The following is a 13,844-nucleotide window of genomic DNA, read 5'->3' on the forward strand; positions in this document are numbered from 1 at the left end:
AAACAGATATGTATAAAAATATAAATCGCATTACCGGACTGATAGTACTAATAGTAGCCGTACTATGCTTTGCAATTGGTTGTAAAAAGGATGCACATTATTTAGACACCGGAATAACCAATGCAAAGTTTGATGGCAATATGATGCAGTATTTAGAATCAAAGCCATTGCACTTTGATACGCTTGCTCAGGTGATTAAACTAGCTGGAATGGAAGATGTGTTTAAAAACGAAAATATTACTTTTTTTGCACCTCCTGACCCTACGATTGGCGCTAGCATTAAGCAGCTTAACTTCTATCTTTATTATACAGGTAAGGATACGGTAAAAACACTTTCTGACATTAAACCGAAGGTATGGAAAGAGCTATTATCCATGTATGTCTTTAAAGGAACCAGTCGCTTAAAGGATTTCAGACAAGTGGATACTGCAGCACTGGATACCTATTCGGGTCAGGGTTATCTTGCCTATAACAATAAGCCGATGAACATTGGTGTACTGTATCACGATGCGGTAAATGGCCCCAAAGAAAACCAGGTTACCATCAAGTATGCTGGCTACCGTCAGCTCATGATTTCCTATATCCCCGATCTTTCGAAACCTAAAAGTTTTTGGGTAAATGCCCTGGTGTCTTCTTCAGACATCAACCCAACAAATGGAATTGTTCATGCGCTCAAATTCACCAATCATTATTTCGGGTTCAGTTCCTACAAATTCATAACGTTAGCGACTGAAAATGGTATCGGAAATTAAACTGTATAGGAGATAAAAATATGTGGTATAAAATCAATAATAAAACTCAAATGATGAATACTAAAAAGTGGTGTTTCTTGTGCATTATACTGTTTGCCGGACTTTCGTCCTGCAAGAAAAGCAGCGATCTGAAAGTTGATCCTTATGCAGGAGGAAAGGAGCCATTAGGCATTCGTTTTTCCAATGCCCTGCCTAAGCCAGCTTCGGGTATCAGCGGTGCTGATGTGGTGTATCAGATCACCGGCTTACTGCCTTATAAAGATAAAATTAAGTGCTACCTGAATGAAACAGAAGCAACGGTAACCGAGATTACGGATAAAACCATTAAGCTGAAGGTTCCTGAGGGGGCTAGTTCCGGTGGGGTTACCATTGTTATTGACGGGCAGATTTTCTTTGGTCCCGAATTTACTGTTACAGGCAAAGCCGGGATTGATCCTACTTTCAAAACTGTGATTGGCACAAACGGGATTATCAATCAAATTATGCCACTTAATAATGGCAATATGATGCTGATTGGCTCATTTACGGATTATGAAAAAAGCACATCCAAAAAGGTCCCTATTAGTGGCATTGTGCTTACCTCTCCTGATGGGCAGTATATCCCTACTGCGGCTTTTGGCGCAGGGGCCGGCGGGAGTTTAACCTCTATGGTTAAGTTAACCAATGGGCAGTATATGGTAGGTGGTGCATTCAGTACTTTCAATAAACGGAAAAGTATTGGAAACATTACCCGGTTAAACGCCAATGGTTCATTAGACTCGACAATTGTAGAGGTTGTTAACTTAACTCCATTACAGCCTAAAAATAGCTTTGATACTGTTGCGGCATTTAATGGAGCCTTAATGGGGCAGGTGAGTAAGGTATTTAGCTATAATAATAAGGTGATTGTGGTAGGCGGTTTCAATAGTTATTACGAGCATTTTTATGAGCGTTCAACCCGCGATACCAAAGTGTTAGGATTTATACGAATGGAAAGCTTATTGCGTATGGAGGCAAGTGGGGGGCTGGATTCAACCTATAATTATAATAAAGCAACCAAATCCAGTTATGAGCGACCAAATGGTTTTTTCTATGATGCTATTATGCAGAGTGATGGTAAAGTTATTGTTGTGGGGAGTTTTACAAAATTTCAGGGAAAGGCTGCAAATTATATTGCAAGGGTGGATAATAACGGTATAATCGATCCTGGCTTTCAGGTTGGGGCTGGTGCAGATGGCTTAATTAGCTCCATTCGTTACAATGCAACTACGGGCAAGTACCTGCTTTGCGGTTCATTTAAAACCTTCAACGGAAAACCGGCTAATGGGGTAGTGATGATGAATAGTAATGGTACGGTTGATGAATCCTTTAGTCTGGGTAAGCTGGAAGGTGGAAGCATTGGTTTTGCAGCACAGTTATCGGACGGAAAGATTCTGGTTAGTGGCTCTTTCAATAAATATAACAACGTGATCAGGCAAGGGTTCATGATCCTGAATGCCAATGGTACTCTGGCAGAAGGTTATAACAATACAGGCATGTTCCAGGGAGTTGTAAGCGATATTTATGAAACCACTTCACCACTGGGTTTCCCGGCTGTAGTGATCGTTGGGTACATTTCCAAGTTCGACAATAAAGCAGCAGGCAATATAGTAAGGCTCGTTTTACGCCCATAACCATTTAACACTTAAAGAAATGACAACAAATCGACTATATCAAAAACATTCATGGGGATTGGACCTGTCGCTGATCGCTTTGGTTCTCTTTACCATAGTATCCTGTAATAAAGACTTTGATCATAAGCTGGATCTTTCTGAGAAAGGGCAGGAGCAGCAAGGTAACAGGATACCAAAAGTATTGTACATCATTGTTGATGGTGCACGTGGTGCGGCAATTAATACCATTCAGGCACCTACATTAACCGAGATCAGTGAAAATGCGATGCAAACCTTTAGTGGCGTAAGTGATGCTAATGGGCTCGCTTCAACAAGCTGGGCCGATATGCTCACCGGGGTAAACAAAGCTAAACATAAAGTAACACAGGCTGATTTTAAAGGGAATAACCTGGTAAATTATCCTATGTTCTTTAAACAGATCAAACAGAATAATGCAAATCTTCGTACAGCTGCATTTTCTGCTACACCTGCATTTAGCCAAAATCTGGTTAGCAATGCGGATGTAAACCAAAACTTCAATAATGATGATTTTGCGGTAAAAACAGCACTCGTTGCCGAATTAAAAAATGAACAGGCCAGCGTAGTATTGGCCGAGTTTAATGGGGTGGAGCGTGCCGGGTTGCAATACGGATATGCAGCGAGCATCCCACAATACAGCACTGCGGTGTTGACCGTTGATTCCTACATTGGTGAGGCGATGAATACCTTAAGACAACGTCCGAATTATGAGAAAGAAAACTGGTTGGTTATTGTGGCTTCAAATCGTGGCGGTAACTTAAACGTGCCTCCTGGACAGAATGATGGGACTTTATTTAGCAATCCTTTGTTAAATAGCTTTGTTATCCTGTATAACCCTCGTTTTTCATACCAATATTATGCTAAGCCAAATACAACAGAACTACCTTACGAAGGAAAGGCTGTGCCATTGGCAAATGATTCTACCGCAAATATTCCTGCTGATAAAGCTGCTAAATACAATTTTGGGACAACAGGTGACTTTACAGTTGAATTTAAAATTAAAGTACTAAGGTTGGCTACCGGGACAAGTAATGCCCCAATCCTATTTAAAACAAGTAGTCCGGCAAACTCTACTACTGGGTGGTGGGTTATTCATTCCGGTGTTAACGGGAACTGGAGGTTAGGTGGTTTACCTGCATCAGTGATGGTGGCCAATCAACCGACCCTTAACGTTGGTGAATGGTATACTTTAGGATTTAAAATTTATACCGAAAGTGGAAAAAGATGGGTGATGATTTATCAGGATGGAGTAAAAGCTTATGCAAATCCCGTAGACATTACCAATAGGAATGTAAACAACAATGAAGAATTGGTAGCCGGATATAGATCTGGTTATGGGAACTCGGCAAAACAACTTATTACCGAGATCAAAATCTTTAATGTAGCCATACCGGACAATGTGATTCTTGCTTATGCTTGTAAAGGGGCAATCAGTCCTACTCATCCTTACTATAATAACTTAATAGGCTACTGGCCAGCAACGGATGGATCGAGTGGCACTTTACAGGATAAAAGCCCTTTTAAAAATGATTTTATTTTAAAAAATAAATATGACTGGATGGCATTCAGTGATTATTCACCAAAATTATGTGTGGACCTACCTGATGATATTTATACCCAGATTCCAAATGGGATTGACATCCCTAGGGTAATCTATGGATGGATGAATATTAAAATCCTAAACATGGGACTGGATGGCAAAACCTGGATACCTATTTATAATGATGTTAAACCTTAACCCTGGAAAAATGATGAAACAGACAACACTTTTTAAAAGCATTGGGATGTTACTCCTTTTGGGTGCAATGATGAGCTGTACCAAAAACTATGGTATTCAGTATCCTGAAGGAACAACTGATAACAATCACCCGAAAGATACGGTAGAGCTGGTATTAGATACCTCGATGTTTAAAGTCGACAAGTCTCAGTTCAATGCCGCAAGGGTTTTTCCGGGGATGGTAGGTATTGAAGAACCAAGGCTTAAGGATTATAAGGTAACAATGGATTTGGATTATATTCAGGTTAAATCCAGTGATCTTAGGATCAGTGTGGCCCCTCAGGGTTGGTTTAGCACGGGTACTTATGCGCCTCCGGGAGAATTGATTACGATTAAAGTTCCTAATGATACTTATGGCTTAGCTGTTCAGATTGGTGCACATGATGATAATCTGACCGGTCAGTCTCCCTTACAGCGTGCGCCTCTTATTTTTACCCGCGTACAGTTGTTTCCGGGCATAAATTATGTTCGTAACCCATATGGAGGAAGTATCTTTATTATTCCCAGCAGATCGCTTGGTCGCAAGGTAGATCTGGTATTTAGTGGAGCGGTTAAATCGCCGGATTTTGTACTTGGTGAAACTACTGATGCGGAATGGAAGGCCATGATTGCTAAAACTACGGTGCCATGGTTTGAGCTGCGCAGTAAGCGGATCATTTTTACCCTGCCAACCAATAAACTGGCTAAATTTCCAATTGAAAGCCCAACAGCATTAATGACCGCCTGGGATGATGAGATCTTGAAAAGCTATTGGGAATGGTATGGTTTGTCGGAAACCACCAGCGATGTGAGGAATAGAAATCCTACACTACCATGGCGTATTGTACACGATATTCAACCAAGTGTAGGTGCTCAGCATTCCGGATATCCGGTGGTTGCCATGGCAAATGACAATTATTTTAAGCAGGCAGTTACCCTAAGCCTTGTTGTTGGCTCTAACTGGGGTACCTATCATGAACTTGGCCACAACATGCAAATGGGCTCAACATGGAGTTGGCCTGATCTGGGTGAGGTGTCTAATAACCTATTCTCTTTAAAGGTCACCAACAGGCATGGTTATAAACACAGTAACATTTTTCGTGCTATGCCGGCAACAATAGCTTTTGCTTCTACAGCTAATCCGACCAATGCCAAGAAATTTACTGATGCTTCAGGCGATGCCCGGATGGGGATGTTCATCCAGATCTTTGAAAGATATGGATACGATTTTATGACTTACCTGTGTACATCAGCACGTATGGCAAGGTTTGGTGCGGGAAATGATCAGGATAAAAAGGATTTCTTTTACGAGCGGCTTTCTGAGTGGACTAAAAAAGACATGGAGCCCTTCATGAAACAATGGGGGCTGTATGTTAGTTCCGTTTCCAAAAATAAGATTGCAGCACAGTTTCCATTGTTAACCGAACAGGTTTGGTTGTTCGATCCAAGTAAATAAGATCATAAAAGTTTTATAACAAATAATCATTACAGGAATGAGAAGAATATTTAAGTCACTTAGCTATAGAACTTTCGCTACGGCGCTTGTTGTGGTCGTTCTGACCTTGATTTGCCTGCAAGGTTGTAAAAGATACTACGACCCTCCTTATATAAATGAAGAACCGCAAAATGTTGCCAAGAAAAGAAGGAAGGTCTTGCTGGTTGTCATAGATGGAGCTGTCGGTATTGATGTAAAAAGAATAGCACCCCCAAAAATTACCGCCATGCTGGCCAATAGTAAATACAGTTGGGATGGCCTTTCTGATATTATACCAACTGATGCTGGAAACTGGAAAAATATCATGACAGGTGTGGGTACAAGTAAACACGAAATCATTGACGAGTCATTTGATGTGCCTGACCTTGGTGATGGACATGAACATGACGCCGGCAATCCCACTTACCCTTCTTTGATTGAAAGGCTTCAGGCTTCAGGAAAGATCAGGAAATCTGTGGGGATCACTTCATGGGCCGCATTAAATAATAAGCTATTTATTTATGGTGATGAACCTATTCAAGTTGGCAGTGATCTCGCCGCTAAAGATACGGCCGTGGTCAAACTGAAATCTATAACAGACGACCTGGTGATCGTTAACTTTAATGAAGTGAACAAAGCGGGACTCAGTTATGGTTACTCTGCTGATGTGCCAGAATATAAAGCGGCCGTTTTAGCGACAGATGGCTACATTGGAGAGCTTTTAGAAACCATTAAAGCCAGAAAAACTTACAAAAGTGAAGAGTGGTTGGTGGTAGTTACTTCTACACATGGTGGATTGAATAAAGGATTTACTTCGGGTAACAAAAGGGAAAGAAACATTTTTACACTTTATTATTGTGAAGGTTTTAAAGGTGAAGAGATCGTATCGCTTCCTGTTACTGATGCAATTACGCTAACTAATAAAACAACAGTGGCAACATTGCCTGCTGTAGATGCCTCAATTTATAATCCGGGAAAAACAGCCGACTTTACTGTACAGTTTAAAGTGTTCCTAAAAACTAAACAATCTGGTACAACATCACATTCTGTATTGTTATCAAAAATAAGTCACGCTTATAGCAGTTCTAATGGCTGGGAATTTATGGTTGACGCATCTAGCCAGAAATTTAGGCTTATACTAGGAGATGGAACCCTAACTTTTTTTTACGGGCCCTCATCATCGGAATTAAATGTGTGGTATACTTTAGCCTTTAAAATATTTACCAAGGAAGGAAAACGTTACGGTCAATTTTTTGTTAATGGTATTCCGGCTGCGGCTCCAACAGATATAACAGGAAGAACCTTTGGGAATGCCACTGGTGACCTTGTTGCAGGTCCCATCGCCAGCTCTCTTGGTGTATGTTCTGAAGTTGTAAGTAATGTAGCCATATACAACACAGCACTTTCTGATGCTGCTATAGCCGATTTTGCTTGCCAAAATGAGTTGACAAACGCTGATCCATATTACCCGAATTTAATCGGATACTGGCCATGTTCAGAAGGGACCGGTACATTTTTCGTGAATAAAAGCCCACTTGCAGTAGGGAAAAATATGGTGATCACAAATACAACAGCCTGGAGTACCATGAGCCGTTGGAGCTGTACACCTCCTCCAGCAGATCGAACAAACTTGGTGGTACAGAATATAGATATTGCACCTCAGATCTATTACTGGTACGGCGTTAACATCCCGGATAATTGGGGTGTTGAAGGAAAGGTATTCCTGGAACGCTTCGAATCTGAATTTATAAAATAGTACCATAAACCATTGGGTGCAAATGCAAAGTGTTTGCACCCATTATAAACCAAAAAACAAACCAGTATGAAAAGATATTTTTACTATGCTGTTCAGGTTGTCATTTTGCTGGTCGTATTTATGGCCTGTAAAAAGTTAACCACGGATGCTTTTCAGGAACATCCGATTTTGACCGCACCACTTAACATCACTGTGGTTAACGATGATGACCAACTCCCTGTTGTTGGTGTAAAGGTGATCATTAGCCGTAAAACCTCTCCAAAAGATGATTACATAAGGGTTGATACTGTACGTACCGATCAAAAAGGGCAGATCAATGGTTACATACTTCCTTATCCGAACTTTTTAAAAATAGAAGTAGATACGACTTATTACCATAAAGGAGAGCAGACCCTTGAGTTTACAACTGAAAATGGTGGTAGTGTAATGCTGCACACCACGCCAAAATATGGGATGGCGCCTTTAAGCATTGCAGTAACCAATAGCACAACTGCGGCTCCGATTCCGGGTTTAGCGCTTTCTGTTAGTAGCCGTGCGCCGGAACAGACACAATGGCTTTCTACCGGCCCCGAAAATGCAGATGTTACGGGTAAGTTGATGGTTTCGCTGCCTTATCCAAACGAGGTTAGGGTAGCTGTAGCCGATACCATTAAGTATTTTCCAGATACAGTAGTAACCAACCTTAAAAATGTAAGGGGAGAAACTGTGAGTTTAAAAACTGAATTAAAGCCATTAACTGTACCACTTGAAGTTACTGTGCTGGATAAAGATAATCAGAGTCCATTGGCTAATTTAGAGATTGCTGTATTGCAAAAGCTGACTGGTGAAGCTGATTTCAAAGACATTGGACTGCTTGGTACAACAGATGTTAAAGGTAAAGTAACACTGAATGCTCCATACTCCGGGGAGGTGTTGGTGAAAACAAATGATGATTTGTATTACCTGGCAGATAGTTATATCACTCGTCTGGCTTATGAGAAAAACAGGAAAATAACCTTACTATCTAAACTTCAAAATCCTGTAGTTCCGGTAGAGCTGAGTGTATTCAGTGCAGTATATGGCATAAATAATAAAAGAGCTGCTTTTGGCGTGCCTGTAAAAGTAAGTTATAGGAAAAAGGGACAAACTACATTTACTGATTTTATAACCAGTAGTATAGCCGCTAATGGTAAGTTGACAATGAGTATTCCATATGGGGAGGAGTTTAAATTTGTGGTAGCTGGAGATCAGATTTTTACGGATAAAGCTATTACCTATATCAATGTCGGTGGTACATTGAAAGCTATAGATTTTGCACTAGAAGTAGGCCCAGCTAAATATCCAGAACCGATATTAACCAATCTGCAGGTCGGTACTCTGGCTTTGAATAATTCCTTAAGTGTGACCGGACCTCAGGATATCGTAATTGATAAATTAGGTAACCGTTACATATCTGAAGGAGCGGGAAATAGAGTGCTTCGCGTTGATCGCTTTGGAAATACCACTGTTCTTGCTGGTACTGGTGTTTCAGGTTTTCAGGATGGAGATGGTGCAACAGCTAAATTTAATGGTCCATGGAGCCTGGTGATAGATAAGGATGGTAATTTGTATGCTACAGACAATACTGCTTCCGGAGCAACTTCGCATCGTGTTCGTAAAATTACTCTCGACGCAAACTATAAGGCAAATGTAAGTACAGTTGCAGGTGGTGCAAGTTCCGGTGGTACCGATGGAGTCGGTACGGCTGCCAGCTTTAATCGACCATCTGGTCTTTGTTATGATGAAGCACGGAATTGTTTATATGTGGCTGAATGGAGTGGTCATCGGGTACGGAAAATTGATTTGACTACCAATACAGTAAGCTTAGTTGCCGGTAGCGGATCCGCTGGCGTAGCTGCTGGTGTAGGTGCTTCAGCAACATTCAATTTCCCTTGGGGTATAAAATTAAGTGCTGATGGCACTTCTTTATATGTTACTAGTGGACAGGGTAATGGTTTAAGTAAAATTAGATTATCTGACAATAATGTAACAGTACTTTCGCTAGTGAAAACAGGATTTGGGACACCCAGAGGCATTTATGTTAGTCCAGGTAACAAGGTGATTATTGCAAGTATGAGTGGTTACTATATCTCTACAATGGTGACAGAAAACGCTGGGAATGGCTCAACTTTTAACCTTCTAACTGGTTCCGGAACAATAACCAAAGGGTATGTAGATGGTCCTGCCGCTTCGGCCAAATTTGGTGGTGCTTTGGGGGTTGCCTATGATCCGTATACCGGAACATTTTACATCGCAGATGGCGACATCTCTACCGGTAACAATGTGGTAAGAACAATGAAATCATCAGATATTAAATAATTAAAATACAATTCATAAAAACTGATCTGAATTACAAACTGCAGGCATGTTCATACATGCCTGCTTAAAACTTAAAAAATGGAATCTTATCAATGGTATAAAATCGGAAATCAATAATGAAAAGGATCTTACTTGCATGCATATGCACAGGGCTCTGGTTTAGTCCGGCTTCCATAAAAGCGCAACAAACTACACCTGTTGCTACTAAAATCGAATTAAGACACGGTAGTCATCGGATAGGTAAGCGCACCGACGAGGTGATGCAGAAGTGGCGTGGCTATGGCTTAGGCCAATTTATCCACTGGGGCTTGTACGCAATTCCCGGCGGAGAGTGGAATGGGAAGCAATACAATGGTGCTGCCGAATGGATACGCTCCTGGAATGGTATCTCAAAATCTACCTACGACTCACTGATTTACAGATTCAATCCTGTAAATTTCAATGCGAACGAGTGGGCGGCAACAGCCAAACAAATGGGGGCTAAATACGTAACCATAACTACCAAACACCATGATGGCTTCTGCTTATGGCCAAGTAAATCTACTTCATACACTATTGCCAATTCCCCATGGAAAAAAGACATCATGAAACCTTTGGTAGATGCCTATGATAAAGCAGGTATAGATGTGATCCTTTATTTCTCTATCATGGACTGGAACCATCCGGGATGGCGTTACGACATCAAAACGAAGGAAGACAGCATCGCCTTTGAAGGTTTTAAACAATTTACCCGCAACCAACTGATAGAGTTGCTGACCATGTATCCAACAGCTAAAGGTTTATGGTTTGATGGAACCTGGGATAAGTCATGGGTAAAACAAGCCGAATTCGCAGATCAACTGGAAACAGAAATGCGTAAACTCAGACCGGGACTGATTATAGGTAGTCGCTTCCGTGCTGATGAAAACGGTAAACGTCATTTCGATTCTAATAATGTGTTAATGGGTGATTACGAGCAAGGTTGGGAACGTAAATTGCCTAGCAAAATAGAAGATGTACATGGCAACGATTGGGATTGTGTAATGACTGTGCCAGAAAACCAATGGGGATATAATAAGGCCTGGAAGGGACACATCAAAACAGCCAATGAGTTGATAGAAATGACTGCAAAGTCTGTTTCCCTTGGGGGAAACTTCGTACTCAACTTTGGTCCGCAGGGTGATGGAGCCATCAGAAAAGAAGAAAAGCAATTGGCAATGCAAATCGGCAATTGGATGAAAACAAATAGCGAAGCCATTTATAATTGTCAGTATGCTGGATTGGAAAAACAGGATTGGGGTTATTTCACTCAAAAAACAGGAAGTAATAAATTGTACATGATTGTATTCAATATCCCTGTTTCGGGTGCTTACCGTGTAAAGCTACCTGCAAAAATGGGCATTGCTAAAGCCTACCCCCTGGCTAAACCTGCACAAAGTTTAACAACAGAGGAAATCCATACCAACGAGTATTTTATTCAGCTTAAAAACCAAGCCTTAGACCAGCCTTTTGTTATTGTTTTAGAGACAACAAACACTACGGGCAATAGCGGAAATGTTTACGATAAAGCAAAAACATAAGCCAGGATTACAGTATACACACAAAGGAATACAACAACACACATACAGAAACTATGAGAAAACTATTGTTTACTGTCTGCTTTCTGGCTACCGCAGGTTTAGCCAGTGCGCAGCAGGCAAACGGGAACAAAGTGCAGATGAAAGAGCTAATTGATGAGCAATTTAGATTCGCTGAACAGCAATACAAGGAGCTCGCCAAAAATGTCCCGGCTAAGGTGATGCCCAAAACGTATAACCCTAAAACCAATAAAGTCGAAACCAGTGACACCAAATGGTGGTGTAGCGGCTTTTATCCCGGTTCTCTGTTATATATTTATGAGTATACCAAAGATACGGCCATACTAAAAGAGGCTGAAAATCGCCTCGCTATATTGGAGAAGGAAAAACATTATACAGGAAATCATGACCTTGGTTTTATGATGTTTTGCAGTTTTGGCAATGCCTACCGGATTACTAAAAATCCGATATATAAACCAACAATTGACACGGCTGCGGCTTCATTGATTACACGTTACCGGCCCAAGGCAAAAGTGATTCAATCCTGGAATTCCAGTAAACAATGGAAAGGGCCTGTTATTATTGATAACCTGATGAACCTTGAATTGCTGGCCTGGGTAAGTGATCATGGGGGCGACGCTAAATATAAAGAGATAGCCATTAACCATGCCAATACCTCACTAAAAAACCATTTTAGACCCGATTACAGCTCTTATCATGTGGTAGATTATGACATGAATACGGGTGCAGTACTTAAACGAGGAACTTCACAAGGGGCTTCTGATTCCTCGGCGTGGAGCCGGGGGCAAGGCTGGGCATTATATGGCTATACCATGATGTATCGTTTTACAAAGAATAAATGCTACCTGCAGCAAGCTAAACATATTGCCGGTTTTATATTAAACCATCCAAATATGCCTGCTGATATGATTCCATACTGGGATTTTGATGCAGCAAATATCCCAAATACATATAGAGATGCTTCTGCGGCATCGCTTATAGCTTCTGCATTGCTTGAACTTGGACAATATGCCGACAGGAAAGAAACTAAGGTTTATGTGAATGCTGCAGAGAAAATGATCACATCATTGTCTTCTGATGCTTATCGTTCCAAGCCCGGTCAAAATGGAGGCTTTTTGCTGATGCACAGTACCGGAGCCCTGCCTCTTAGATCTGAAATTGATGTACCCTTAACTTATGCTGATTATTATTATTTAGAAGCATTAATGCGCTACAAAAACTGGTATTTATAAAACAATGATATGGAAAGAAGAAAATTTATAGGTGCTTTGTCTTTGGCCGGAATTATTGGAGCCATGAGCCCGAAAAATATTTTAGCTGCTACTGACAAAACAAAAAAAACAACAGGATATGCCGGAAATGATCGTGAATATTGGTGGAAGATGTTGAATAAAATTGCCAGCCCTGTGGTGGTTAACCTGGCAAACGGCACATTGGTTAAAAATATGCCGGTTGAAAAATCTCCAACCTTTGATTCCCGTTCTCCACAGGTAACCTATTTGGAAGCTGTTGGCCGTACTTATGCTGGTATTGCACCATGGTTAGCTTTGCCGGATGACCAGACCACAGAGGGAATTGCGAGGAAAAAATTGAGATCAGCTGCTGTGGAAGGCTTAAATAAGTGTTTTACACCAAATAGCCCTGATGCCCTGAATTTCTCTAAAGATTACCAGCCTATAGTAGATGCGGCTTATATGGCGCAATCCTTTTTAAGGGCACCAAAGGCTTTGTGGGAGCCGCTAGAAGCGACCACCAAAGAAAGGATCATTACAGCCTTTAAATCTTTAAGAAACAGGAAGCCTTTTAAAAGTAACTGGTTGTTATTCGGTTCGATTACAGAAGCTTTCTTGCTTTCCATTGGAGAGGATTATGATGCCGACCGTTTAAATGAAGGTCCTAAAAAAATAAATGAGTGGTATAAAGGTGATGGCTGGTATGGAGATGGCCCCAATCTGGCTTTTGATTACTATAATTCTTTTGTGATCCATCCCATGATGGTGGATGTATTGGCAGTAATGGCAGATAAAAAGCTTGTTGAACAAAAAGTATACGATCTGGCTTTGAAACGTATGCAACGTTATGCCATAGGACAGGAGCGGATGATCTCTCCAGAGGGAACGTATCCACCAATTGGCCGCTCAATCACCTACCGTACAGGTGCTTTTCAGGTGCTTAGTCAGGTTGCTTTAATGGGCAAACTACCGGAATCCATTAAACCAGCTCAGGTGCGCTGTGCATTAACTAAAGTGAAACAGAACATGTACGAGACACCAGGCACATTTGATAAAAATGGTTGGTTGCAATTGGGGTTCTGTGGACATCAGCCTCAAATTGCAGATTATTATACCTCTACGGGGAGTTTATATATGGCAACATTATCTTTTCTACCATTGGGATTATCGGCTAATCATGAATTCTGGACTGCGCCACCGATGGCCTGGACGAGTAAACGCGCATGGGGAGGTGAGGCTTTTGCTAAAGATTACCATGTAGATTATTAATAATAACATGCAAAGCAGGAG

The 13,844-nt window shown here is 41.1% G+C and carries 9 protein-coding genes; all 9 read left to right on the forward strand.

What is annotated here, in order from left to right:
* The first annotated feature begins 8 nt into the window (after window positions 1-8).
* The 9 genes from P0Y49_00065 (at window position 9) to P0Y49_00105 (ending at window position 13,823) form a co-directional block, all read left to right on the forward strand.
* Window positions 9-752 carry a fasciclin domain-containing protein gene (locus P0Y49_00065; protein ID WEK19548.1) on the forward strand — a complete coding sequence of 248 codons (744 nt, stop codon included), beginning with the start codon at window positions 9-11 and terminating at the stop codon, window positions 750-752.
* Window positions 753-802: 50 nt separating this feature from the next.
* A complete protein-coding gene (locus P0Y49_00070; protein ID WEK19549.1) occupies window positions 803-2,404 on the forward strand; it encodes a DUF5008 domain-containing protein in 1,602 nt (533 codons plus the stop codon).
* Window positions 2,405-2,423: 19 nt separating this feature from the next.
* Window positions 2,424-4,160, forward strand: coding sequence for a DUF4983 domain-containing protein (locus P0Y49_00075; GenBank protein ID WEK19550.1), 1,737 nt, complete (start codon window positions 2,424-2,426; stop codon window positions 4,158-4,160).
* A 10-nt stretch (window positions 4,161-4,170) separates the two neighbouring features.
* Entirely contained in the window at window positions 4,171-5,634 is a 1,464-nt protein-coding gene (locus P0Y49_00080) for a M60 family metallopeptidase (protein ID WEK19551.1), read from the forward strand.
* Window positions 5,635-5,671: 37 nt separating this feature from the next.
* Window positions 5,672-7,408 (forward strand): DUF4983 domain-containing protein, encoded by a 1,737-nt coding sequence (locus P0Y49_00085; protein WEK19552.1) that lies wholly within the window; start codon window positions 5,672-5,674, stop codon window positions 7,406-7,408.
* 66 nt (window positions 7,409-7,474) lie between these two features.
* Entirely contained in the window at window positions 7,475-9,745 is a 2,271-nt protein-coding gene (locus P0Y49_00090; protein WEK19553.1) for a hypothetical protein, read from the forward strand.
* A gap of 116 nt (window positions 9,746-9,861) precedes the next feature.
* Window positions 9,862-11,304: an alpha-L-fucosidase gene (locus tag P0Y49_00095; protein ID WEK19554.1), complete on the forward strand. Its 1,443-nt coding sequence runs from the start codon at window positions 9,862-9,864 to the stop codon at window positions 11,302-11,304.
* A 53-nt stretch (window positions 11,305-11,357) separates the two neighbouring features.
* Entirely contained in the window at window positions 11,358-12,554 is a 1,197-nt protein-coding gene (locus tag P0Y49_00100; protein ID WEK19555.1) for a glycoside hydrolase family 88 protein, read from the forward strand.
* Window positions 12,555-12,563: 9 nt separating this feature from the next.
* Entirely contained in the window at window positions 12,564-13,823 is a 1,260-nt protein-coding gene (locus tag P0Y49_00105) for a DUF2264 domain-containing protein (protein ID WEK19556.1), read from the forward strand.
* Window positions 13,824-13,844: the final 21 nt, after the last annotated feature.

It is taken from the genome of Candidatus Pedobacter colombiensis (genome assembly GCA_029202485.1).
GTDB lineage: Bacteria > Bacteroidota > Bacteroidia > Sphingobacteriales > Sphingobacteriaceae > Pedobacter > Pedobacter colombiensis.

Excerpts from the sequence above, each read along its gene's own strand:
- P0Y49_00065 (WEK19548.1), top strand. The coding sequence starts at position 9 with ATGTATAAAAATATAAATCGCATTACCGGACTGATAGTACTAATAGTA.
- P0Y49_00075 (WEK19550.1), top strand. The coding sequence starts at position 2,424 with ATGACAACAAATCGACTATATCAAAAACATTCATGGGGATTGGACCTG.
- P0Y49_00090 (WEK19553.1), top strand. The coding sequence starts at position 7,475 with ATGAAAAGATATTTTTACTATGCTGTTCAGGTTGTCATTTTGCTGGTC.
- P0Y49_00070 (WEK19549.1), top strand. The coding sequence starts at position 803 with ATGATGAATACTAAAAAGTGGTGTTTCTTGTGCATTATACTGTTTGCC.
- P0Y49_00080 (WEK19551.1), top strand. The coding sequence starts at position 4,171 with ATGATGAAACAGACAACACTTTTTAAAAGCATTGGGATGTTACTCCTT.
- P0Y49_00105 (WEK19556.1), top strand. The coding sequence starts at position 12,564 with ATGGAAAGAAGAAAATTTATAGGTGCTTTGTCTTTGGCCGGAATTATT.
- P0Y49_00095 (WEK19554.1), top strand. The coding sequence starts at position 9,862 with ATGAAAAGGATCTTACTTGCATGCATATGCACAGGGCTCTGGTTTAGT.
- P0Y49_00085 (WEK19552.1), top strand. The coding sequence starts at position 5,672 with ATGAGAAGAATATTTAAGTCACTTAGCTATAGAACTTTCGCTACGGCG.
- P0Y49_00100 (WEK19555.1), top strand. The coding sequence starts at position 11,358 with ATGAGAAAACTATTGTTTACTGTCTGCTTTCTGGCTACCGCAGGTTTA.